Annotated in this window: 22 protein-coding genes; 2 read left to right on the plus strand and 20 right to left on the minus strand. The window is 28.3% G+C overall.

The features are described from left to right. Positions 1-17: 17 nt before the first annotated feature. The 4 genes from BUB01_RS11080 to ychF form a co-directional block, all read right to left on the minus strand. Positions 18-530 carry a cell division protein FtsL gene (locus BUB01_RS11080; RefSeq protein WP_143152486.1) on the minus strand — a complete coding sequence of 171 codons (513 nt, stop codon included), beginning with the start codon at positions 528-530 and terminating at the stop codon, positions 18-20. Between the two features lie 25 nt (positions 531-555). Continuing rightward, on the minus strand, positions 556-1,488 hold the full coding sequence (rsmH, locus tag BUB01_RS11085; protein ID WP_072987353.1) for a 16S rRNA (cytosine(1402)-N(4))-methyltransferase RsmH: 933 nt from the start codon (positions 1,486-1,488) through the stop codon (positions 556-558). Between the two features lie 11 nt (positions 1,489-1,499). Next, on the minus strand, positions 1,500-1,928 hold the full coding sequence (gene mraZ / locus BUB01_RS11090; RefSeq protein WP_072987356.1) for a division/cell wall cluster transcriptional repressor MraZ: 429 nt from the start codon (positions 1,926-1,928) through the stop codon (positions 1,500-1,502). 265 nt (positions 1,929-2,193) lie between these two features. Then, entirely contained in the window at positions 2,194-3,291 is a 1,098-nt protein-coding gene (ychF, locus tag BUB01_RS11095) for a redox-regulated ATPase YchF (protein ID WP_072987359.1), read from the minus strand. Between the two features lie 193 nt (positions 3,292-3,484). On the opposite strand from ychF, the gene pdaA reads away from it, so the two are divergent. Beyond that, complete coding sequence (pdaA, locus tag BUB01_RS11100) at positions 3,485-4,261, plus strand: delta-lactam-biosynthetic de-N-acetylase (RefSeq protein WP_072987362.1); 777 nt, start codon at positions 3,485-3,487, stop codon at positions 4,259-4,261. Between the two features lie 27 nt (positions 4,262-4,288). On the opposite strand, the gene BUB01_RS11105 is transcribed toward pdaA, so the two are convergent. From BUB01_RS11105 to BUB01_RS11155, 11 genes are all read right to left on the minus strand, one after another. Next, positions 4,289-4,927 (minus strand): cyclodeaminase/cyclohydrolase family protein, encoded by a 639-nt coding sequence (locus BUB01_RS11105; RefSeq protein ID WP_072987364.1) that lies wholly within the window; start codon positions 4,925-4,927, stop codon positions 4,289-4,291. Positions 4,928-4,940: 13 nt separating this feature from the next. Continuing rightward, complete coding sequence (locus BUB01_RS11110) at positions 4,941-6,065, minus strand: glycosyltransferase family 4 protein (RefSeq protein WP_072987366.1); 1,125 nt, start codon at positions 6,063-6,065, stop codon at positions 4,941-4,943. A 10-nt stretch (positions 6,066-6,075) separates the two neighbouring features. After that, positions 6,076-7,482, minus strand: a complete 1,407-nt coding sequence (locus BUB01_RS11115) for a flippase (RefSeq protein WP_072987368.1) — start codon at positions 7,480-7,482, stop codon at positions 6,076-6,078. Beyond that, entirely contained in the window at positions 7,466-8,197 is a 732-nt protein-coding gene (locus BUB01_RS11120) for a WecB/TagA/CpsF family glycosyltransferase (RefSeq protein WP_072987370.1), read from the minus strand. The genes BUB01_RS11115 and BUB01_RS11120 overlap by 17 nt, the downstream gene beginning before the upstream one ends. 264 nt (positions 8,198-8,461) lie before the next feature. Continuing rightward, positions 8,462-9,223, minus strand: coding sequence for a tyrosine-protein phosphatase (locus BUB01_RS11125; protein ID WP_072987372.1), 762 nt, complete (start codon positions 9,221-9,223; stop codon positions 8,462-8,464). A gap of 9 nt (positions 9,224-9,232) precedes the next feature. Then, complete coding sequence (locus BUB01_RS11130; RefSeq protein WP_072987374.1) at positions 9,233-9,910, minus strand: CpsD/CapB family tyrosine-protein kinase; 678 nt, start codon at positions 9,908-9,910, stop codon at positions 9,233-9,235. An 8-nt stretch (positions 9,911-9,918) separates the two neighbouring features. Beyond that, positions 9,919-10,590, minus strand: a complete 672-nt coding sequence (locus tag BUB01_RS11135) for a YveK family protein (RefSeq protein ID WP_072987376.1) — start codon at positions 10,588-10,590, stop codon at positions 9,919-9,921. A gap of 1 nt (position 10,591) precedes the next feature. After that, complete coding sequence (locus tag BUB01_RS11140; protein WP_072987379.1) at positions 10,592-11,683, minus strand: tetratricopeptide repeat protein; 1,092 nt, start codon at positions 11,681-11,683, stop codon at positions 10,592-10,594. A 68-nt stretch (positions 11,684-11,751) separates the two neighbouring features. Continuing rightward, positions 11,752-13,482 (minus strand): phospho-sugar mutase, encoded by a 1,731-nt coding sequence (locus BUB01_RS11145; RefSeq protein ID WP_072987382.1) that lies wholly within the window; start codon positions 13,480-13,482, stop codon positions 11,752-11,754. A gap of 220 nt (positions 13,483-13,702) precedes the next feature. Then, the gene (locus BUB01_RS11150) at positions 13,703-14,008 is read right to left on the minus strand and encodes a hypothetical protein (protein WP_072987385.1); all 306 of its coding nucleotides are present in this window, start codon (positions 14,006-14,008) and stop codon (positions 13,703-13,705) included. Positions 14,009-14,259: 251 nt separating this feature from the next. Then, positions 14,260-14,841, minus strand: coding sequence for a 50S ribosomal protein L25 (locus BUB01_RS11155; RefSeq protein ID WP_072987388.1), 582 nt, complete (start codon positions 14,839-14,841; stop codon positions 14,260-14,262). A 246-nt stretch (positions 14,842-15,087) separates the two neighbouring features. On the opposite strand from BUB01_RS11155, the gene BUB01_RS11160 reads away from it, so the two are divergent. Next, complete coding sequence (locus BUB01_RS11160; protein ID WP_072987391.1) at positions 15,088-16,548, plus strand: aminotransferase class I/II-fold pyridoxal phosphate-dependent enzyme; 1,461 nt, start codon at positions 15,088-15,090, stop codon at positions 16,546-16,548. A gap of 105 nt (positions 16,549-16,653) precedes the next feature. On the opposite strand, the gene BUB01_RS11165 is transcribed toward BUB01_RS11160, so the two are convergent. The 5 genes from BUB01_RS11165 to BUB01_RS11185 form a co-directional block, all read right to left on the minus strand. After that, on the minus strand, positions 16,654-17,673 hold the full coding sequence (locus BUB01_RS11165) for an alpha-hydroxy-acid oxidizing protein (RefSeq protein ID WP_072987395.1): 1,020 nt from the start codon (positions 17,671-17,673) through the stop codon (positions 16,654-16,656). Position 17,674: 1 nt separating this feature from the next. Next, positions 17,675-18,127: a 2-thiouracil desulfurase family protein gene (locus BUB01_RS11170; RefSeq protein ID WP_072987596.1), complete on the minus strand. Its 453-nt coding sequence runs from the start codon at positions 18,125-18,127 to the stop codon at positions 17,675-17,677. A 203-nt stretch (positions 18,128-18,330) separates the two neighbouring features. Next, positions 18,331-20,688, minus strand: a complete 2,358-nt coding sequence (locus tag BUB01_RS11175; RefSeq protein ID WP_072987398.1) for an endonuclease MutS2 — start codon at positions 20,686-20,688, stop codon at positions 18,331-18,333. A gap of 13 nt (positions 20,689-20,701) precedes the next feature. After that, the gene (locus BUB01_RS11180) at positions 20,702-23,056 is read right to left on the minus strand and encodes a U32 family peptidase (RefSeq protein ID WP_072987401.1); all 2,355 of its coding nucleotides are present in this window, start codon (positions 23,054-23,056) and stop codon (positions 20,702-20,704) included. 321 nt (positions 23,057-23,377) lie between these two features. Beyond that, positions 23,378-24,460, minus strand: a complete 1,083-nt coding sequence (locus BUB01_RS11185; protein WP_072987404.1) for an NAD(P)H-dependent flavin oxidoreductase — start codon at positions 24,458-24,460, stop codon at positions 23,378-23,380. Positions 24,461-24,618: the final 158 nt, after the last annotated feature.

Raw genomic sequence — 24,618 nt, forward strand, 5'->3', positions numbered from 1 at the left:
ACATTTAGGGATGCACCCTATTTTAAAAGTGCATCCTTTATATTCATTATGAAACTTTTGTTATTCGTAACTTTTACAGGTTTATTTTCTTGTTTTTTAAAATTATCTTTAGTTAAATCTACTTTAACTATATTTTCCTTTGTTGGTATTACCATATTTAAGTCATTCTCTGATGTCTTCTTAACATTTCCTAAAGATGAGGCCTTTAGAATTTCAACACGTAAAGCTTCATTATCACTTGACACTTCACTTATTTGCTTATTAGTATTAGAAAGATTATTTCTCATTGAATACACATTAGTATCTCTCCATATAGCAATCATACCTAAGACAAATATTAATGCTCCTATCTGCAATATCTCTGCTCTAGTTTTTCTTCTTTGATTTTTAAGCCTATTTTTTCTCTCTAACTTAGATTTTTTTAACTTTTCATATTGTTTGTCAACCTCGTGATTAGTCTCTTTTTTCTTAGGTTGTAATGCTGTGTTGCCCTTAACATAATCATAATCCTTTAATACCAATTTATTCACTTCCTCATCCTAATATTCTTTAATTTTAAATTTTTTCTAAAACTCTTAATTTAGCACTTCTACTTCTTGGATTTATCTCTAACTCTTCTTTTGATGGTTCTATAGGTTTTCTAGTTAAAACTTTAACGCTTTTTGTTTTTCCACACACACATATCGGAAATTCCTTTGGACATGTACATGGATTTTCCAAATCTCTATAAGAATTTTTAACTATTCTATCCTCTAAAGAATGGAATGTTATTATAGCCATTCTTCCACCCTTACTTAATTTTGAAACCCCATCAATTATAGTTTTATTTATAATATCTAGTTCTTTATTAACTTCTATTCTTATAGCCTGAAAAGTTCTTTTTGCTGGATGTGGACCTTCTCTTCTAGCCTTTGCTGGTATCGCAGCCTTTATTATGTCTACTAATTCTAACGTAGTCTCTATATTCTTCGTTTCTCTAGCATTTAAAATGAATTTTGAAATCCTTTTCGCAAATTTCTCTTCACCAAATTCTTTTATAACTCTTGTAATTTCTTCTTCACTATAGTTATTTACTATATCATAAGCTGAAAACTCTATCTCCCTATTCATTCTCATATCTAAAGGAGCATCCTGCATATAACTAAACCCTCTGTCTCCTGTATCTAATTGATAGGATGATACTCCTAAATCCATTAGTATCCCATCGACTTCTCCTATATCCAAACTTTCAAGAACATTTTTTATATCATGAAAATTACTATGTACGAGAGTTACATTTTTAAATTCTTTTAATCTTTCTCCAGCGGCCTTTAAAGCATCTTTATCTTGGTCTATCCCTATTAATCTACCCTTTTCGTTTAATCTTTTTACTATTTCACTAGAATGTCCCGCACCTCCTAAAGTACAATCCACATATATGCCATCTGGCTTTATATTAAGATTCTCTATACATTCATCAAGTAATACAGATACATGTTTAAATTCCATACTAATACTCCTTATATCCCTAAGTCACTCATTTTTTCTGCAATTGAATCAAAATCTATGTTTGATTCATTATATTCTTGCCACTTAGCCTTACTCCAAATTTCTATTCTAGTCAATACGCCTATACTTACTATTTCCTTTTCAATTCCTGCATATTCAATCAAATTCTGAGGAATTAATCCTCTACCTTGTTTATCAAGCTCTATTTCACTAGCTCCTGAGAAAAAAAATCTCACAAAAGCTCTAGCATCTTTATTAGTTAATGGTAATGACTTCAATTTTCCCTCAAGTACCTTCCATTCATTAATGGTGTAAACATAAAGACAACCATCTAGTCCCTTTGTTATTACAAACTTGTCTCCTATTTCATCTCTGAATTTAGATGGAATTATTATTCTGTTTTTAGAATCTAAGCCGTGTTGATATTCTCCTATAAACATAATTCACCTCTAAAATATAATACACCTCTTATAATTTACACCATTTTCTATGGTGTTTGCAACCACTTTGCACCACTTTACACCACTTTCTAGTAATATTATTCTATATAACTTGCTAAATACCTTCTTTTTTCTCATATTTTATAAAAATTTTATTCACATTAAATATTTTATTATTAAAATTAACCAATCTTACTCATAAATAAATATTTTCTAAAATAAAAAAAGCCCCAATAAATTGAGACTTTTTTAAACACACCATGTCTTAAACATTAAACCTAAAGTTTACAACATCGCCATCTTTCATAACATATTCTTTTCCTTCTAATCTATAAAGACCTTTTTCTTTTGCTGCTGATTCAGAACCACAAGCTACTAAATCATCATAACCAACAACTTCAGCTCTTATAAATCCTCTTTCTATATCAGAGTGTATCTTTCCAGCTGCCTGTGGAGCCTTTGTCCCTGCTTTTATAGTCCAAGCTCTTACTTCTTGTACTCCAGCTGTTAAATAACTCATTAATCCTAATAATTTATAACTAGAATGAATAAGTTTATCTAAACCTGATTCAGATAACCCATATTCACTAAGCATTTCTAATTTCTCATCTTCTTCAAGTCCTGAAAGCTCTTCTTCTAGCTTTGCACAAACTACTATAACTTCTGATTCCTCTTCTATAGCAAAAGCTTTTACTTTTTGAACATACTCATTATCGTAATTACCAGACATCATATCATCTTCTGATATATTACAACAATATAGAACAGGCTTTGAAGTTATTAAAAATAAAGATTTTATAAATTCTTCTTCTTCTTCAGTACATTCTAAGGTTCTTATAGGTTTATTATTTTCTAAATGAATTTTCATTCTTTCCATTAATTCATATTCGCTTTTAGCTTTTTTATCTCCTGATCTAACAAGCTTTAAAGTTCTTTCCATTCTTCTTTCTAATACTTCTAAATCAGAAAATATAAGTTCTAAACTTATAGTTTCAATATCCCTTATCGGATCTACTGAACCTTCAACATGAACAACATTTTCATCATTAAAACATCTAACTACATGCACTATTGCTGCAACTTCTCTTATATGAGACAAGAATTTATTTCCTAATCCTTCACCTTTACTAGCACCTTTAACTAGTCCTGCAATATCATAAAATTCTACTGCTGTATAAACTTTTCTTTTTGTATTGTACATTTTTTCTAAAACATCTAATCTCTTATCTGGAACGCTAACTACTCCTACATTTGGCTCTATAGTACAAAATGGATAGTTTGCTGATTCTGCTCCCGCTTTTGTAATTGCATTAAATAAAGTACTTTTACCTACATTCGGTAACCCAACTATTCCTAACTTCATCTATGTACATTCCTTTCTTAATTAAAACTCATAACATTAAGATTATACTCTAGCTTAAAATATATTTCAACCGCTTAGCTATTTTCAAATAGATAGACGCCTAATATTTTCTTAGCTTTTCTTTCCTAACTATCCATCAATACTTATTAATTAAACCATCTCTAGTGGTAATAATAAATTTGAGGTGATGTTTATGAAATTAAAAATAGTATCTTTATTTTTAGTATTTACAAATTTATTTTGTACTCCTGCTTTTTCTTTTACTTTAAATGACACTCTAAGTAGCAAGGAATACAGTTGGTATTATATACCTCAAAAAGATTCCTCTCCACTTCCACCAAAGGAAACTCCATTTATAAAAAATCACAAAGTTTTTTATATAGGTGATTCTTCAAAAAAGGAACTTTTCTTAACTTTTGATGAAGGCTATGAGAATGGTAATACATCTAAAATTTTAGATATTTTAAAGGAAAATAAAGTTCCAGCTGCATTTTTTGTAACTAAACCTTATATAAAACAAAACCCTGATTTAATAAAAAGAATGGTAAATGAAGGCCATTTGGTTTGTAATCATACTTCACATCATCCTTCAATGGCAACTATAAAAGATGTAAATACTTTTAATAAAGAATTTACAGATGTAGAAGTAGAATATAAAAATTTAACTGGTTTAGATATGCCTAAATTTTTCAGACCACCTATGGGAAAATATAGCGAATTATCTTTGAAATATACAGATGATTTAGGTTATAGTAGTGTATTTTGGAGTTTTGCTTATAAAGATTGGCTTATAGACAATCAACCTTCTCCCTCTGAGGCTAAAGAGAAAATTTTAGGCAAAACGCATAATGGTGGTATCATGCTTTTACATGCAGTATCTAAAACTAATACAAATCTATTAGATGATATTTTAAAATCTTGGAAAAATCAAGGCTATGAATTAAAATCCTTAAATGATTTAAAAAAATAAGGAATGCATAAAATGCATTCCTTATCCTTAATTAATATAATTATAAATATACCCTGAAATTTCTTCTTTATTAGTAACAGATACTTTTCTAATTCTCTCTATTTCTTCCTTTAATATTTCTTTTTCTTTAATATCTTTTATAGATGATAAATTTATAGTTACATTTAAAAGAGAACTTTCTATAGCTGCATGTAAAGTTATTGCTGCAACCCCTGCATCTGAAATTAAATTTTTATTTCCATATATCATAGCAAATTTTATATTTTCATAGAACTTTAGCGACATCTTTGCTAGCTCTAGTGGTGTATTTAAGCATTTTTTACTAGCACATTGTATTGCTTCTTTTCTAATTTTCTCTTTTTCTACGCTATCCTTAGAAAGTTTATATGACATTATAAGTTCTAAAAACGCTTCTTTATCTTTATCCATATATTTCAAAGCTTCTTTATATATATCTTCAGATTTTTTTAGATTTTCTTCAAGTTTTATTTTATTTTCTTCTGATAAATCTTCATATGCCTTTTTACCTAATGTCAAGTTATAAACCATTGCATTTAATGCTGCTGCTATTGAAGTAAGTAAGGCCGCTGCGCCTCCCCCTCCAGGAACTGGAGCACTAGAAGCTAATTCATTCAAAAATCCTTCTATAGTAAGTTTATTTAACATAAAATTATACCTCCTAATTATTAAAAATATTTATTTTTTCATAAAAATCTTTGACTATTTTATCCCAATTAAAATTTTCTAGACAACATTTATAAGTATTTAAGGATTCCTCTTTTAAACTTTCTTTACTTATATATTCTGTAAGTTTATTAGTTAAAGCTTCAGTATCTCCTATATTAACTACAGAACCATTATTATTTTTTATAAGCTCTCTAACTATTCCAACATCAGTAGATACTATTACATCTCCAAATGCTGCCGCCTCTATAAATGCTATACCAAAGCTTTCAAATTCACTAGTTAAAGAAAAAATTTTAGCTTCCCTATATTTTTTATACAACTCATATCTATCTTCTATATTTCCTAGAAATTTAACTTTTCCTTGTAATTTTTTATATCTGGTAAAAAAGTCTTCTATTTCTTTACTAAAAGATTCTTCTATAGGTCCCACTAAATGTAATTCCCAATCTGTTTTTTCTATATCTTTTATTGCTGCAAATGCCTCCATAAGCATCATAGTATTTTTTTCTTCTGTACCAATTCTAGCTACACTTAAAATTATATTCTTTTTTTCATCATAATTATAATCTAACTTCATAGCTTGTAATGCTTTAAAATCAACTCCATTTTTTAAAACAAAAAATTTTTCTTTTATATAAGGTAATCTTTCTAACAAGTCAAAATATAACTGATCCTGCTCTATACTTATATAATCCACCTTATTAAAAAAACATCTAAGTATCTTTTTAGCGAAACCGTTTAGACCATCTATCCTCTCTACTAATTTGTGACTAGAATCTAATTTCAAATACAATTTCCCCTTCTTTTGTATATGCTTATATATATAAGCATATACAAAAGAACTCAAGGTTACATGAAATATTTGCAAAAAGTCAATCTTTTTTGAGTTTTTTAACAAATATAGTCCTCCATCTATTGTATATGAATTAAACTTATTTTCTACAAACTCAATATTTAGTCCTTTAACTTCTTTATTCAGATATGGATATTCTCCATTTTTAAATGTTACCACAGTAGAATTATAACCATAGTTTTCATATAGTTTATAAGGTATCATCCCCATGTCTTTTACTAAATTTACATTTGCTGTTTTTAAATATTGCATATAGTAATTCATATTTAACCTCCTATTCCCTGAGTCTCTTTATGAAGTTTAAATCAATGTATTTAAATTTTATTACTAGTGCAAAATAGAACACAGACGATATTGCTATATTTACAAAAAGATTTATATTATACCTTTTCATTATAAATACTAAAATCCCCATACTTATAGAAAATGGTAATATCTTAAACATATAAATCATTTCTTTTGTTTTTATTATACTTCTACTTTTCATCCTCATGAATACTAAGTTTATTATTTCAGTAATAGTAGTTATAAACGCAGCTGCCATATATCCATATTTAGGTGTTATTAATAAATTTAAAAATAAGTTCATCATAGATGATATAAATATTATTTTAAGATAATATTTTTCAAATCCCCATGCATTTAACTCATAAGCATAGATTTCTCTTATAAAAAGTATAAATATGTAAACCAATAAAACTATAAATGGCTTATATGCATCTCCAAAATCTCCACCATAAAATTTTACTATTATCTCCCTTGATAATAAAACGCCACCTATTAGCAACGGCATAACTACCATTATTATAGTTTTAGCTGTAAAATCACAAATTTCATTTAACTCTCTCAACTTTTCTCCATAATAATACTTTGAAAATGAAGGAAATACAGGTGTAAATATAAGGCCTTCTACATTTATAAAAAAACTTATAAATGTATAAGCTGCTTGGTATAAGCCTAATTCGGCATCACTTACTGTAAAACCCAAAATTATTTTATCGCAGTTATTATTAATCATACTAAGTATTGCAGAAGCTAGAAATGGAATTCCTATATAAAAATATTTTTTAAACTTTTCAAAATTAGTGTTTATAGATATTTTAATTTTCATTTTATATATTAATATATAATATTGATATATAAAACCTATAAAAAGCCCTATAACAGTAGCTATAGGAATTATAAATACATTCCTATTATAATTTATAACTAAAACTATTATAATTGCTGGAATTATATTTTTTATTAAGGTATATATAGCATTATGCTTCATAACCTCTATTCCATTAAAAAACCAATCTATATTTAATGCCGTTGGAAATAACATTAATCCAAATAGTAAAAATACAATTTGAAAATCTACACCCTTTTTTATTATAAAACTTAATAACAATAACACTAGAAAAGAAAATACTGCTACTACTAATCTAAAAATTATAATATCTCCTAATATTTCTTCTAGCTTATCTTTACTTTTTGCTATTTCTCTCATACCATAAGTCTGAAGTCCAAACAAAACAATTGTAGTAAAATAGAGCATCATCTGTTGAGCTAATGTAACATATCCAAAAATACTTTTACCAAGCACCCTTGCATAATATGCCATAGCTAAAAATGTTATTAGTTGTCCTAATATACCAGCAAAGCCAATAGATAAAAAATTTTTAATTATTTTTCTCATTTTTCTTCCTCTTATCTTTAATAACCTTTAACAAAAACTTAGGTATCACAAATAATCTTTTAATTCTAAATGGCTCTTTAACAACTCTATATAGCCATTCCAATCCTAATTTAATCATCCATTTAGGTGCTCTTTGGAGATTCCCAGCTATAATATCAAAACTACCTCCTACACCCATAAATATACTGCATGGCAACATATCCATATATTTAGAAATAAACAATTCTTGCCTTGGACACCCCATAGCCACAAAAATCATCTTAGGCTTAAGCCCTTTTATTTCTGTTACTAATTCTTCACAATTATCTATATCAAAATAACCGTTATGATATCCTAAAACATTAAGTTCTTTATATTTTAACTTTAAATTTTCTGCACATTTAACTACAGTCTCTTGTTTTGCACCAAGTAAATATATACCTTCCCCATTAGACATTGCTGTCTTTATAAGCTCATCCATAACCTCTATACCAGCAATTTTTTCACTTACTGGTGTTCTTAATATTTTAGCTGAAAGTATTGTTCCAATACCGTCTGGTATAATTAAAGTTGTTTTATCTGTATAACTTTTAAATAAAACACTATCTTGAAGACCATTATATAAAATCTCTGGATTACCTGAAATTATATTTATTTTTTCACTTGACCTTATCAAATCAATGCATTGGTTTTTACTTCCCCTAAATACTTTATAATTTAAAATTTCTATAAACATTTTTTCCCTCTTCTTTTAAATTTCTTTTCTTTTTCTTAAGCTTAATCACTTCTATTGCTTTACATTTTATTACTATTCATTCTACACGTATAATAAAATCAAGTCAATTATTCAATAATTATAAACATCATATTACTAATAAAAAATAATCTTATATAAATTTTCTTATTATATAATAATTCCTCAAATTATTAAAAATTTATCCAAGAGTACTTAGATTTAATATAAAGACATTTAAAAATTAAAAGGCAATTAAAAAATTAATTACCTTTTAAACATTCTAGCTAAAAAACCAGCCTTTTTAATTTTTTTTATTGGTAACACTTCTACATCATCACCATTTATAATTGAAAATTGATTTTCAATTATCCATTCATATAAATCAGGATTTATTTCATTAATCCTGTTAAAAGCAGTTTTTATGTTAGTATTTCTTTTTCCATCATTATGTGCATCACTACCTAAAACATGTATTAGGTTCATCTGTATTAATGTTTCAGCTACTTCCTTCACCCTTTTACCATAAAAACCCAAAATACTCCCTGAATTCATCTGTGCTAATACACCTTGTTCAATGAGATTCTTCAACAAATTTATATTTTCTGCTATTTTTATATTTCTCTCTGGATGGGCTATTATAGGGGTTATTCCCTTTAATCTTAATTCATAAAATACATCTTCTGTATACATAGGAAACTCACTCATCGGAAGTTCTATTAACATATATTTTTTCTCATTTATACACCATATCTTACCTGCTTCGTAAAGTTCTATCAAATCTGGAGTTAAATAAACCTCTAAAGCTGGAACTATATCTATCTTTTCAGAGAATATTTGTCTAAGATCATCTACCTTTTCAAAAAACTCTTCTTTTGATTGCTCAAATTCAATAGGAATATAATGAGAAGATGCACAAATACATTTTGTGCCCTCATCTATTGCATTTAAAATCATATTCTTAGACATAGCTATGTCAGAAGATCCATCGTCCACATTAAAAACTATATGGCTATGAAAATCTACCATTATAATCACCTACTTACCATAGTGTCCATAATATTTACTATAATAATATTCATTAGCTTTAGTTGGCACCATATTTAGAACAACCCCTAAAACTTTACCACCTACATTTTCTATAAGTTCTTTTGACTTTATAATTGCTTTCTTTTCTGTCTTTCCATAACTACTAATTAGCACTACACCATCAACATTTACAGCTAAAAGTTGAGCATCTGTTACTGCTAGAACAGGTGGTGCATCTATTAATATTAGATCAAAAATTTCTTTAAAATCATTTATGTATTTTCTCATAGCTTTACTTCCTAACATTTCTGAAGGATTAGGCGGGATAGTACCACAAGTTAATACATATAATCTTTCCGTTTCTGTTGCTTTTAAACACTCTTCTATTTTAGCATCACCTATTATTATGTTTGTTAATCCATTATTATTAGATAATGCAAATTTCTTATGAATAGTTGGCTTTCTAAAATCACAATCTACTAAAAGAACCTTTTTCCCAGCCTGAGCCATAGAAACAGCTAGGTTACTAATAACAGTACTCTTTCCTTCTGATGGCGCTGAGGATGTAACTACTAGTGTTTTAATCTCTTCATCTAGTGATGAATATTGTATGTTAGTTCTTAAAGTTCTAAACGCTTCAGCTTCTCTTGATTTTGAATTAATGATTGAAGTTATTTTTTTATCCATATATCCTCCTACTTTTCCTCAAATACCGGAATTACACCAAGTACAGAACATCCAAGTATCTTTTTTAATTCCTCTTCATCTTTTACTGTATTATCTAAATATTCAAGTAAAAATACTAAACCTACCGATAACATAAGTCCTATAACAAATGCTATTGCAATATTTAAAGCTGGTTTAGGACTATCTGGTTTTGCTGGAACAGTTGCTGCATCTATTAATTGAACATTATCAGCATTCTTTATTTTTTTAGTAACATTTTTTAATGAAAGTGCTAATTGATCTGTAATTTTTGAAACTTCATATTTGTCCTTAGACTTTACTGATATTGCCAAAAACTCAGTATCTCCTTCTGGTGCTACAGATATCATATTTATTAATTCGTCTTCTGTTAAACTTAAATTTAACTCTTTTATTACATCTTTAATAACCACTCTACTTGTAGCATACTTACTATAACTTTTAACTAATTTTTGATACATTATGACATCTTGATAATCTTGCTTTTTTTCTGTTTTATCACTAGCTGTATTAGCATCTATTGCAACTTTTATTTCTGATTTATAGACAGGCTTTATAACAAAGTAACTAACTACAGCACTTAAAAGTGCACAACTAAGAGTTATAGCTATAACCATTAATTTTCTTTTGTTTAAAATTTTAAAATATTCTTTTATCTCCATCTTATTCTCCTTCTAATATTCTTTTTAATTGCATTAGAACTTCATCATCTTTATTTATTCCTTCTGCTATTTTAACATGTAACTTGGCATTTTGTACATCATTTACGTTAATATAACACATTATTAAATTTGTACATATTTCTATGTCTTTTGTTACTTCAAACGCTTTTCTAAAATATTTTATAGCTTCTTCATAATAACCTACACAAGCATAATTTATCCCAATCTCATTTACAGTCTCCACATAAGCACTATCTAAATTTAAACTTTCATTCAAATAGTATATTGCCTTTTCATGATTACCAAGCTTTCTATACGCTACCCCTATATGATAATACAATAAAGCATTATCCTGTTCTCGTTCAATTAATGGTAATAACTTTTTAAGTGCTTCCTCTGGTGATTTTATTAATAATTCCTTACCTTTTTCATAATTTATTTGATCTTGTAAATTACAATAAAATTCATCTATAAATTCATTTTTTTCTCCACCATTATTTATGTACTCATTTATACTCCAAAAAGCTTTTGCATTTTCTCCAATTGCTTCACTTAAAATAGCTAAATATAAATACGGAAAACTTTCATTTTCAAACAAATCAATAGCAACTTTAATTTCTTCTTGTTGTACATCTATAAAATTATTATCTAAACTTCTTATTGCCTCACCCAAAGACAATAATTTTTGATGAACATCCTTTTCTTTAATAATTTGACTTAAGCCTCTTGTTAATATAAATGCATCCTCTAAGTTATTTTCCTTTACTTTGTCTGATATTATTTTTTTAACACAAGCTATAGAATCTTTAATATTATTAAGTAAAAACTTATAATCCTCATTAAACTTAAAATCTTTATCTGCTCCTAATGCAAAAAACATTCCTTCAATCAAATAATATATAGGTAAGTTCTTAAGTTTATATTCATCCTTTATATTTGACGATATATAATCTATACTTATAGGGATATATAAATCATTATTTTTAAAATCATAATATCCATTAGCATTAATACTTTTCAGAAAATTAATTTTATCAATCTCTAAAAATAACATTTTGGATAACTTTTCCTTAAATTGGGAATTGTAATTCAAAATAATTTTCACTCCTTTGCTTAACATAAAGTCAGTTGCTATCACAAGTGATAGCAACTGATATTTAACTACTTTAATTTATCATTTATAATTTCCATTACTTTATTTTCAAATATATTCAATTTATTTTCAGCATCTTCTAAGTTACTACCTTTAATAGCTAAATAAACCTTCATTTTAGGTTCTGTACCTGATGGTCTTACAACAAACCATGAATCATCTTCTAAAACAAATTTTAATACATTTGACTTAGGTAATTGTATCGATTTTATTGTATCTTGATCTAAATTTTTCTCTTCACTAAGTTTATAATCAAACTTAGTAACTATATTTATACCATTTACAGAACTCAAATCTGAATTTCTTAAGCTATCTATACATTTAGAGATTTTTTCTTGACCTTCTTTTCCTTTAAGCTCTATAGACACTAAAATTTCCTTGAAATAACCATATTCTTCATAAATATTTATTAATGCATCATATAAAGTAATTCCTTTTTGCTTATAATAAAGAGTCATCTCTGAAATAAGAGTAGCTGCAATAACAGCATCTTTATCTCTTACAAATTCTCCTGCTAAATATCCATAGCTTTCTTCAAAACCAAATAAGTACTTATTACTATTTGTTTCATTAAATTCTTTTATCTTTTCACCTATATATTTAAAACCAGTTAAAACATCTAAAAGTTCAACATTATAATCTGCACATATTTTTCTAACACCTTCAGTAGTAACAATAGTTTTAATAACAGCTGCTTTTTCAGGTAACTTATTTAAATCCTTTAATGAATTTAAAATATAATGTGTTAATAGTAATCCTGTTTGATTTCCTGTTAATACTTTATATTCACCTATATTATTTTTTACAACAACACCTATTCTATCACAATCTGGATCAGTACCAAAAATTATATCTGGTTGTATATTTTTTGCAAGCTCTAACGCTAATTCAAAAACTTTAGGTTCTTCCGGATTAGGATAAGGTGCAGTTGGAAAGTTACCATCTGGCATCTCTTGTTCTTTTACCACTGCAACATTTTCATAGCCCAGCTCTTTTAAAACTCTCCTTACAGGCATATTACCAGAACCATGTATTGGCGTATATATAACTTTAAGATCTTTTGCATTTGCCTTAACCAAATCTTTTCTTATAGTTAGGTCTTTTACAGCGTTTATATAAGCTATATCTACTTTTTCTCCAATATATTCTAACAAACCATTTGCAAGAGCTTCGTCTTCACTTATTGATTTTATAACTGAATAATCTTCTATCTTATTCACATAACCTATTATTTCTTTCGCTGGTTTATCAGTAACTTGACAACCATCATCACCATAAACCTTATATCCATTATATTGTTTAGGATTATGTGATGCGGTCATAACTATACCACCCTTGCAATTTAAATACCTAACTGCAAAAGAAAGCATTGGTGTAGGTCTTAAACTTTCAAATAAATATACCTTGATTCCATTTGCACAAAGCGTTAATGCAGCAGCTTTAGAAAATTCTTTTGACATATTTCTTGAATCATATGCTATCGCAACAGACTTATCTTCTGTATAAGTTTTATTTATATAATCTGCAAACCCTTGAGTAGCTTTTCCAACAGTATATATATTCATTCTATTAGTTCCAGCACCTATAACTCCTCTTAATCCACCAGTTCCAAATTCTAATTCTTTATAAAATCTATCTTCTATTTCTATATTATCCTTAATTGTACTTAACTCTTTTTTTATTTCTTCATTTATAGTTTCTGATTTTAACCACTTATTATATTTCTCTAAATAACTCATATTAGAAATCCTCCTTTTTCATTAACATAACTATTATACACAATTTTACCTTAATTTAAAACAGTTTTATGTCTGAAATTATATTTTTTACTTTTTTTACCAAAAGGAATAATATTACAAATTCTTTTTATATGTATTTTAATATTGTTATTTATAAAAATATTGTTATTTATAAAAATATTGTTATTTATAAAAATATTGTGATTATTTCTTTATATTTTTACATTTGTTTTATTTTGTTTAATATATCTTTATCTATAATTTCATTATAAGATTCTTTAACAAATATCTTTTCATATTCTTTTGATGTTATTGGATAAAGGACGGTTCTTTTAAATATAATCCCTTCATTCATTACTTCAGCATAAAAGGTATCATCCATACCTACTTTATACTTCTTATTTTGATTACATTTTTTTATATAGTATTTATTTTTAAATACATCTTTTCCTATGTAATAATCTTTATTTTCATCTATTATTTCACATCTAAATAACTTTATTTCTTTTTTTTCTTTTAAACTCATATAAATTTCTCCTTTTTTCTATACCTCTACTCATATATTTTTTGTATTTATTTCAAATCATACACTTGTATTTACTCCAAGTTATATATTCGTAAATTTTTTGAAAACTTTAGTGTTTAATGGTAATGTATATATTTCCCATGCAATTTATAAAAGCTTCCACTCATTATATTCTATATAAATTGGATTTTCAACATTAAAATCAAAAAGTGTCGATAAGTCGACACTCTTTCAATGCATTTATTAGATTTCTACTCTTGCCCTTCCAGATCATCAGCTTCTACAATTTTTTGTTCATAACTTATTGACGCTATTACTGAATCTAAATTATCTAAAACAGATATTTCACTTCCGATTTCTACATCCGAAAGTTTATAAGTTGATCCAACTCTCCCTTTAGATATATCCACATCTAAATATCTTGGTAAATTGTCTGGTGTACATTTTACCTTTACGCTACTTTTTTCTTTTTGAATTATAGCTCCTCTTTTTCCGGCAAGTTCTTCTCCTACAAAATGAATAGGAATATTTGAAATTATTTGTTTAGTTCCATCTACACTTTCTAAATCAACATGAATAAACTTTCCTGTAACTGGATCCCTTTGAACATCCTTCATTAAGGTCTTATACTTTTCTCCATCTACATTCAAATCTATAACACTATGCTCTCCATAAGAACTAACTAAACTATTTAATTCTAATTCTCCTATTTCAAACATTAAATTTCTAATATCTTTTCCATATAATATTCCTGGAACATTACCGTTCCTTCTACATTTTTTAGCTTGATGACGTGCTTCCTTAACTCTTTTTGTAACCCTCAACTCTTCCATATATATCTCCTTTTCTATTTGTTATAAGAAATTTAAATTTTTAATTTTAGTAGTGTAACAAATGTTACCTCTTTTCACATATTATTGACAAATAAATTTACTATTATTCATTAACATTTCAATAAAAAGACTGATTACGCACTATTTTTATTGAAATTTTATTTATTATTGCATTGAATAAATGTTTAACTTATAATATTATTGTTTTCTGTAAAACCTATATTATGAAAGAAGGTGTGTATAACAGTGTACAAACTTAATCAAAATGAAACCCCATTATATAATGCCCTTATGGAATACGTTAACAAAGAAACTATTCCATTTCATGTTCCTGGACATAAAAAAGGTGTTGGTATTGATACTGAATTCAAAAATTTCATAGGTGAAAACCCATTCAAAATAGATGTAACAGTATTCAAACTTGTTGATAGTCTTCATCATCCAACTGGACCTATCAAAAAAGCTCAAGAATTAGCTGCAGATGCTTATGGTTCAGATGCAGCATTTTTTTCAATTCATGGAACATCTGGAGCAATTCAAGCTATGATAATGTCAGTAGTTAATGAAGGTGATAAAATCATAGTTCCTAGGAATGTTCATAAATCAGTTACAGCTGGAATTATTTTAAGCGGTGCTACTCCTGTGTTTATGCAACCTGAGCTTGATAAAAGATTAGGTATAGCCCATGGAGTTACACCTGAAACTGTAAAGAAAACTTTAGAAGCTAATAAAGACACTAAAGCTGTACTTATTATCAATCCTACTTACTATGGGGTAGCAACTGATATAAAGAAAATCGCTGACATTGTACACAGCTATGATATACCACTCATAGTAGATGAAGCTCATGGTCCTCATTTAGGTTTTAACGATAAATTACCTCAGTCAGCAATGAATGCTGGTGCAGATATTTGTGCTCAAAGTACTCATAAAATAATTGGCTCTCTTACTCAAGGCTCACTTCTTCAAGTAAAATCTAAGTATGTTAGTCCAAAAAGAGTTCAACAAATATTAAACCTACTTCAAACTACTTCACCATCATATATTTTAATGGCTAGCTTAGATTGCGCTAGAAGACAAATAGCCTTAAATGGAAAAACTCTATTAGATGGTGCCATAGAATTATGTACTTATGCTAGAAATGAAATAAATAAAATACCTGGTTTTTATTGTTTTGGTGAAGAGATATTAAATAGACCTGGTGTTTGTTCACTAGATCCAACTAAACTTACAATTACTTGTAGAGATTTAGGTATTACAGGTTATGAATTAGATATGATTTTATCAAATAAATATCATATACAAATGGAACTTTCTGACCTTTATAGCGTATTAGCTGTTGGTTCTTTTGGAGATACAAAAGAAAATATAGACGCTCTTTTAAAAGCTTTAAGAGAAATATCTGATGAATATTTAGAAGGCGCTGTTCCAAAACCTGATTTTCTTGATATACCTACTATACCTGAGAAAAGTATTAATCCAAGAGAAGCTTTCTATTCTGAAAAAACTACAGTTCTACTTAAAGAATCAGTAGGTAAAATTAGTGGTGAGTTCTTACTTGCTTATCCTCCAGGTATACCAGTACTATGTCCAGGTGAAACAATAACAGAAGAAATAATAAATTATATAGAAGAACTTAAAAAAGTTGGCCTTTATGTTCAAGGTACAGAAGATCCAAATGTTGAACATATAAATATAGTCAAATAAAACATATACAAGCAAAAAAGCATCCAAATATAATTTATATATTAGAATGCTTTTTTGTACTTATATTTAAAAAGTATACCGCAAAATTTACAGCATAACTTTTTATTATTTTTTAAATATAACCTTACTATCTATCTCTTTTATAGAATTACAACCAGTTAAAACCATAGCTGATTTTAATTCGCCTTTAATATTTTTTAGATATTCTTCAATACCTTCTGATTGTCCTCCAAAAGATGCTGTAATAAATGGCCTTCCTATAAGAACTGCATCTGCACCTAAGCCTATTAACTTTAATACATCTACACCAGTTCTTACTCCACCATCAGCTAAAATTTTAACTTTCCCCTTTACCTTTTCAGCTATTCTAGGTAAAACTTCTGCAACTCCTGGAGTTTGATCTAAAACTCTTCCACCATGATTACTTACCACTATAGCATCTACCCCTGCTTCTACTGCCATTTCAGCATCTTCTACAGTCATAATTCCCTTAAGTATAAACGGCAACTTAGTAGCGTTAACTAATTGTTTTATTTCTTCTACACTCTTAGGTGCTACAGGCTTTCCATGCATAGCTAATGTTATAAGACCTGCTGCATCTATATCCATTCCTACAGCAAATGCACCAGCTTCTTCTGCAAGTTTTATCTTCTTTATAACATTTTCATTTTCCCAAGGCTTTATAAATACTATTCCTTTGCCATCATATTCTTTAATCTTTTTAAGATTTGTAATTAAAAATGAATCTACTGCAGTATCTCCAACCATTGGATATATATTAGATTTTAAACATCCATCTATTACCCAATCTATATATTCTTCTTCTGTGAATTTCCCTCCCATATTTAAAGTAGTTCCTGTAATAGGGGCTGCAAATACTGGCATATCCATTTCTTTACCGAAGATATTTATTTTAGTATCTGGATTTTTTGCATTATGTATTACCCGCATATTTATCTTAACATCTCTAAGTGCTTCTATATTTGCTGTAAATGCTTCACCTGTTCCTTTTCCACCCATTCCTGGAACTTCTCCTGCGCATGCTTTACCATCACAAATTCTACAAACTCTACAGCTACCATTTAAATTTTCTTTAGCTAATTTTTTTACTTCTTTGAAATCCATTTTATACTCCCCCAAACTCATCTTCATTTATAACCTTAAATCCATTTTGGATTAAAAGCTCTGCTGTAACTCCATTACCTTCTTTTAAAATACCATTAAAAGTACCATCATATATTTTGCCTATACCACAAGATGGACTTTTTGATTTAAGTATTACAAGCTCAGTATTAGTAAGCTTTGCTAAATTTAAGACTTCATTAGCACCTTTTATAAATTGCTTACTTACATCAATGCCTTCATTTGACAAAACTTTTGCATTGCCAAATAACACTTCCTTACCTGTTCCATTTACAATTTCACTAGGTGGTCTTGGAGTTTCAAGTCCACCTAATTGTTCTGGACATACTAACATAGCATTTCCTTCTTTAACCAGCTCCAATATAGGCTTTTTAAAATTATTAAGGCCATTATATTTACAATTAATTCCACACAAGCATGCACTTACTAATATAATTTCAAACACACCCTTTTACAAATATTCTCAAGAGATTATTTAATCATTATCTTCTCTTCACTATATTTATACCTACTTCTATATAATTAAAAATGAAAACCGAGAGTTGAGAGCTAACTTCCATTTTTTACGAACGGAAAGTACATCCTCCACTCTCAACTTTCAATTCTCAACTTTATAATTAACGTAAAAACTATATATTTCTACTTCAGCGTTACCATAGTTACTCCGCTACCACCTTCACCATAAGCCCCTAATCTATAGGATTTTACATGGGGATGCTTTTTTAACATATCATTTATTGATTTTCTTAAGATTCCAGTCCCATTTCCATGAATTACTGTAACTTCACCAAGTCCACCTACATAAGCATCATCTAAATACTTATCAACTACATAACAAGCCTCTTCAGCATCTAACCCTCTTAAATCTACAGAAGAAGATACTTGCTTCATATTTAATTTCACTTCTCTTTTGGCCTTCTTCTTTTCTTCCTTATAAGATTTAGACACTCTTAAATCCTTAAGCTTAGCTTTAATTTTCATTATACCAGCTTCCACTTGGACCTCACCCTTATTATCTGGCATTGAAATAATAATAACATTTTGATTTAAAGATGGAAGGAAAGCATCCATGCCAAGAGTAACCTTAGTTATCTCTTCACCTTTATTTTGTACTGTCTTTTGAAGCTTTGATTCAGCAGTATCCATCTTATTTCTTAGTTTTGATCTTTCTTCCTCAAGCATTCTTCTAGCATCACTACTTATTCCCATACGCTCAAGTTCTCTCATATTCTTAAGGATTTCATCTGACTCTTCCTTAGCTTCTCTAAGGATTTGTTTTGCATCTCTTCTAGCTTCTGCATAAGCTTTTTCTCTTACACTTTCTATCTTTTCCATCTTATCGCTATATTTTTCTTTAAGCTTTAATGCTTCATATTTAAGTCTTTCAGCTTCTCTCGCATCTTTTTCAGCTTTAACGCTCTTATCTTGAAGGCTTTGTATTAAATCTTCAAATTCTAGTGTTTCTGATGATATCAAATTCTTAGCTTTATCTATTATATCATTTGTAAGTCCTAATCTTCTTGATATTTCAAAAGCATTAGACTTACCTGGTATACCTATTAAAAGTCTATAAGTAGGTCTTAAAGTTTCTACATCAAATTCTACTGAAGCATTTTCTACTCCTTGAGTCCTTAATGCGTATCCTTTAAGCTCACTATAGTGAGTAGTAGCTACTATCTTACAACTTCTCTCTCTTAAAGTTTCTAATATAGATACAGCTAAAGCAGCTCCTTCTGTTGGATCTGTTCCAGCTCCTAATTCATCAAATAAAACTAAGCTTTTACTACTAGCTACCTTCATTATTTCAACAATATTAGTCATATGAGAAGAGAAGGTCGATAAGCTTTGCTCTATACTTTGTTCGTCTCCAATATCTACAAATACTTCTTCATAAAAGCTTATAGTTGAGTTTTCTTTAGCTGGTATTAAAAGTCCACTCATACCCATAATGTGAAGTAATCCTACCGTTTTTAATGTTACTGTTTTACCACCTGTGTTAGGTCCTGTTACTACTAAGCTTGTAAATTCTCTTCCTAAATAAACATCTGAAGGTACTATTTTCTTTCTATCTATTAAAGGATGTCTTCCTTGTATTATGTCAAAGGCTCCCTCTTCATTTACATTAGGACATATACCTTCTATACTACTTCCATGTTTACCTTTAGCAAAGATAAAGTCTAATTCTAACATTATCTTTGAGTTTTGCTTTACACTAACTATGCTTCCATATACAGCACTAGATAACTCTTGTAAAATTCTTTCTATTTCTGCCTTTTCCTTTAAAAATAATTCCTTTATTTCATTATTTAAATTTACAAGACTCATTGGTTCTATAAAAAGAGTTGCTCCTGTTGAACTTTGGTCATGAACAAGCCCTGGTACCATAGACTTATACTCAGCCTTAACAGGGATTACATATCTATCTCCCCTCATAGTATAAAGATTATCCTGAAGATATTTTGAATTACTTCTTATTATTGAGTTCACCTTATCTCTAACTGAAGAATTTTTTTCTTTTAAGCTTCTTCTTATACCATAAAGCGCTTGACTTGCCTTATCTGATATTTCCTCTTCACTTATAATAGCAGTAAATATGTTATCTTCTAATTTTTTAATAGGAGTTAAACCTAAAGCTAAATTTTCGATTAGATAAAATTCCTCTTCATCATCTTTTCTTGATATATATTCTATAAATCTTCTTGATGCTCTAAGCATTTGAGCAATTCTTAAAAGCTGGGATGGACTAAGACTTCCTCCTTTTTCAGCTCTTACTACAGCCTCAGTAGTATCATGTAACCCTTCAAAAGGTGGATTACCTTTCTTAGTTAATAAAGCTAAAGCTTCTCTAGTTTCGTTTAGATGCTCTTTTACTTCATAAGCTGAATCATAAGGTTTTAAAGCATCTACTAGTTGCTTTCCTCCAGAGGTTACACAATATTTTTTTAATTCTTCTTTTATTTTATTAAATTCTAATACTCTTAACGCTTTTTCGTTCATTTTTACTCCCCTTTTATTCTACTCCTCTTTTATAATGTCCTTTTGTAAATACTTTACTAGTTTTTAAAGTTTCTCCATTTAAACTACTTAAAACATCTATTACTTCTTCATAAGTTTCATCTATAAAGTCAAGCTTAAAGGATTTTATCCCCATTTCCTTAAGCTCTGACATTTCCTTTATTAGGTTTAAAGCTACAGCATTATATATATGTGATCTACAGAATTTATCTGTCTTTACTGTTAATCTTTCATTCATTCTATCTATTAGCTTAAAGCTATTATTTCTACAGGGAGCGCTACAATTATTTTTAGAATCTCTTCCTCCAAAGGTACTTCCTATAGGACAATATTCACTTATCATAGCTTCAACTTTTCCATATACAGTGTACTGTGCTGTATATTCTGTATTACTCATAAGTTTCTTAATTTCTTTTCTATTTAATTCTAAGCTTAAATTAGCTATATCTATACTTTGCATATAGAACTTAAGTCCACTGCTGTTAAATATATTTAATTTATAATCACCTATAAGCTTCGTTCTTCCTCTATATTTATAAATTAAACCTGTATTTGCTGTAACTATTCCTTCTATTTTATCTATATTATTATCTATAAACTTACATATATAATTATATTCCTCTTTAACTATAGACGGAATATATATGTAAGTTTTAACTCCACTATTTAAAGTTAATTTAAAGTCTTCTTCATTTAAATCATTCTTATTTTTACCCCAAATATTTAATATAACAGCTTCTACTTTTTTATCAATAGCAGCTCTTAATTGATCCTTAGTAAAAACACTAACCATTATTTCTGGAATTTCACAAGTTTTCTTATTTATATTAACTGGTTTTATATAACTACAATTAACTCTCTTATATTTTGAAGTTTCATGCTCTACTATCTTAAGGAATAAATCTCTTCTTAAATTATTTATAGATGATACAGGTAAGAACCCATCTTCAAAATTTATAAATTCTAAATTTTCTATCTTATAAGGTATATCCCCTGATTTCTTTAAGTTTTCCTCTAGCTTTTCCTTATCTAAAGGCTTTTTAAGAGCAGTCTGAACCACCTCTCCAGTTACACTATATGTCTTGCCATTATAGTTTACATGTATAGTTAATTCTTCACCTACTTTAAAATTAACTTTTGCATTTAAAGCTATTTTTCTTTCATAAGGGTTCTTATAAGCTACCTTTAGAGTATCTAAAAGTATGTTATCTGACATTTGATAAAGTTTATCTCCCTTCTTATATTTCTTAGGGAATATTTTAACCTTCTCACCCTTATTAGCAGTTACTGCGTCTACATTATTAACTATAAGCTTACTTATAGGAAAGCCTTCTTCACCTATTCTAATACCATCCTTTAAAGATATATTATCAAGTAAAGTAACTTCTCCATTTTTATCCACTTCACCTATGAAAACACCAGAATTTTTTGGTGTTTTATAAGCCATCATATCTTTTCCTACGTTTTTATATAGATAAGCCTTTGAAAAACCTTCTCTGTTAAATAATTTCATTAACACTCTTTTTGATTCCTCAACCTGTGGCTTTCTCTTGGCATAAACCTCTGAAAGAGCTTTATTATAACTTTCAACTACTCCTGCTACATATTCAGGTCTCTTCATTCTTCCTTCTATTTTAAGCGAACCTGTTCCTGATTCTACTAATTCCTCAACATCTTCAATTGTACATATATCTTTAGGACTTAAAAGATATCCCTTAGTTTCTTCATTAGTATTTTCATTTATTAAAGTATATGGAAGTCTACAACTTTGAGCACATCTTCCTCTATTTCCACTTCTACCACCTATCATACTACTCATTAAGCATTGACCTGAATAAGCGATGCAAAGAGCACCATGTATAAATATTTCAGTTTCTATTCCTAAGTCTTTTGATATATATTTTATTTCCTCAAAAGTTAACTCCCTAGATAAAACAATTCTTTTAAAACCTTGTTCATGAAAAAATAATGCTCCATCACCATTGTGTACAGTCATTTGAGTTGAAGCATGTATTTCAAAATCATCGTATTCTTCCTTAATTCTTTGAAGCACTCCAACATCTTGAATAATTAAAGCATCAACACCTATTTTATATAAAAAACTTACATAATCTAAAGCTTCATTTATTTCATTTTCTTTTATTAATGTATTTATGGTTACATATACCTTTACTCCATAAAGATGTGCATAATCTACTGCCTTTTCCATTGTTTCTTTATCGAAATTGGAAGCATAAGCTCTAGCTGAAAATTTATCTCCACCTAAATATATTGCATCTGCACCTCTGTTTATTGCAGCTATTAAACTCTCCATGCTTCCGCTTGGAGCAAGTAATTCGACTCTTTCCATAAGAATTTCATCTCTCCTAATTGTTTTATTTAATATACGTTTGTTTCTACATTCAAATATTTAACTATATAGCTATTTAATTATTTACCTATTTAAATACTTGTTCTTATAAGGCAATTTCTAACCAAATTATATTTTTATAAGTTCAAATAACTAAATTAGAATTTTAAATTTTCACTTATAAATAAGCGTATTTTATTTAATGAAACTTATATTATTCTAACTTTCTCATCTAAATAAATATTATACACAACTTAAAGAAATTTAACAAACAAAAAGGTACCCTAAATTACAATAAATCTAAGGTACCTTCTTATTAATTTAAAATGCTGGCTTATATTCTAATATACCATTTACTAATTCTTCTAGCAATTCTTTAACTGTAACAATTTTATCTATCCTATAAGCATTGTCACCACAAAATAAAAGTGCATCATCTACATTACCTTTTACAGCATTTAATAATGCTTTACTTATACAATAAGGTGTTTCTTTAGGATTACAATGAGTTATACATTTATAGCACTTAGTAACTGGTTCTCTATCTAAAGAAATTTTATTTATAAATTTATTTCTTATGGCTCTTCCTGGCATACCTACTGGACTAGTTACTATATCTATATCCTCCTTTTTAGAATTTATATATGACATTTTATAATTTATATGAGCATCACACTCTTCAGTAGCTACAAATCTAGTTCCCATTTGAACCCCACTAGCTCCAAGAGATAAGTATTTTCCGATATCCTCTCCTGTAAATATTCCTCCAGCGGCTATTACTGGAATTTCTTTGTTATATTCTTTTTCATACTTGTTTACTTCAGCTATTATTTTTTTAAGTTCTTCATCATAGTCAAATGATTCTATATCTTTTAGTTGTTCCTTTGAATATCCAAGATGTCCACCTGCTTTAGGCCCTTCAAATACTACCATATCAGGCGCTACCTTATGATGTCTACTCCAAAGCTTACATATTACTGATGTGGCTTTTGCTGATGATACAATAGGGCAAAGCTTAGTATTATACCCTTGTGCTATTTTAGGTAAATTTGTTGGAAGTCCCGCTCCTGATATTATAAGGTCGACACCCTCTTCCAAAGCCGTTTTTACATAATCCTCATAATTATTAGATGCTACCATTATATTTACTCCAACTATACCACCTAAAGCTTTTTCTTTTGCTATTTTTATGTGTTTTCTTAATGCTCTTAAATTTGCAACTAAAGGATTAGTTTCAAAATCTTCTTCATTAAAGCCTATTTGAATAGATGAAAGTATACCAATACCACCCTCTCTTGCAACAGCTGATGCTAAAGAAGATGATGAAATTCCCACTCCCATTCCACCTTGAATAATAGGTAATCTACTTACAAGCTCACCTATTCTTAATGATTTTATCTTCATAATTAATCTCCTTTTAAATAAAATAGTTTGATAATCAAAGTATTTTGTTAAAAAATATATAGCAACTAAAGTGCTATATATAAAAATAATATGTTTTATTTATTTAAAAGTCAATGCTTTTATTATATTTTTTTATTTCTGTCTAAATTACATATGAT

The sequence above is a fragment of the Clostridium cavendishii DSM 21758 genome (genome assembly GCF_900141845.1).
GTDB lineage: Bacteria > Bacillota > Clostridia > Clostridiales > Clostridiaceae > Clostridium_AG > Clostridium_AG cavendishii.

Bases quoted from the DNA above. Each gene is read 5' to 3' on its own strand.
- BUB01_RS11180 (WP_072987401.1), bottom strand. From the start codon at position 23,056: ATGGAAAGAGTCGAATTACTTGCTCCAAGCGGAAGCATGGAGAGTTTA.
- BUB01_RS11110 (WP_072987366.1), bottom strand. From the start codon at position 6,065: ATGAATTACTATATGCAATATTTAAAAACAGCAAATGTAAATTTAGTA.
- BUB01_RS11155 (WP_072987388.1), bottom strand. From the start codon at position 14,841: ATGGAAGAGTTGAGGGTTACAAAAAGAGTTAAGGAAGCACGTCATCAA.
- BUB01_RS11165 (WP_072987395.1), bottom strand. From the start codon at position 17,673: ATGGATTTCAAAGAAGTAAAAAAATTAGCTAAAGAAAATTTAAATGGT.
- ychF (WP_072987359.1), bottom strand. From the start codon at position 3,291: ATGAAGTTAGGAATAGTTGGGTTACCGAATGTAGGTAAAAGTACTTTA.
- BUB01_RS11115 (WP_072987368.1), bottom strand. From the start codon at position 7,482: ATGAGAAAAATAATTAAAAATTTTTTATCTATTGGCTTTGCTGGTATA.
- BUB01_RS11145 (WP_072987382.1), bottom strand. From the start codon at position 13,482: ATGAGTTATTTAGAGAAATATAATAAGTGGTTAAAATCAGAAACTATA.
- pdaA (WP_072987362.1), top strand. From the start codon at position 3,485: ATGAAATTAAAAATAGTATCTTTATTTTTAGTATTTACAAATTTATTT.
- BUB01_RS11150 (WP_072987385.1), bottom strand. From the start codon at position 14,008: ATGAGTTTAAAAGAAAAAAAAGAAATAAAGTTATTTAGATGTGAAATA.
- mraZ (WP_072987356.1), bottom strand. From the start codon at position 1,928: ATGTTTATAGGAGAATATCAACACGGCTTAGATTCTAAAAACAGAATA.
- BUB01_RS11105 (WP_072987364.1), bottom strand. From the start codon at position 4,927: ATGTTAAATAAACTTACTATAGAAGGATTTTTGAATGAATTAGCTTCT.
- BUB01_RS11175 (WP_072987398.1), bottom strand. From the start codon at position 20,688: ATGAACGAAAAAGCGTTAAGAGTATTAGAATTTAATAAAATAAAAGAA.
- BUB01_RS11135 (WP_072987376.1), bottom strand. From the start codon at position 10,590: ATGGAGATAAAAGAATATTTTAAAATTTTAAACAAAAGAAAATTAATG.
- BUB01_RS11130 (WP_072987374.1), bottom strand. From the start codon at position 9,910: ATGGATAAAAAAATAACTTCAATCATTAATTCAAAATCAAGAGAAGCT.
- BUB01_RS11185 (WP_072987404.1), bottom strand. From the start codon at position 24,460: ATGAAGATAAAATCATTAAGAATAGGTGAGCTTGTAAGTAGATTACCT.
- rsmH (WP_072987353.1), bottom strand. From the start codon at position 1,488: ATGGAATTTAAACATGTATCTGTATTACTTGATGAATGTATAGAGAAT.
- BUB01_RS11125 (WP_072987372.1), bottom strand. From the start codon at position 9,223: ATGGTAGATTTTCATAGCCATATAGTTTTTAATGTGGACGATGGATCT.
- BUB01_RS11120 (WP_072987370.1), bottom strand. From the start codon at position 8,197: ATGTTTATAGAAATTTTAAATTATAAAGTATTTAGGGGAAGTAAAAAC.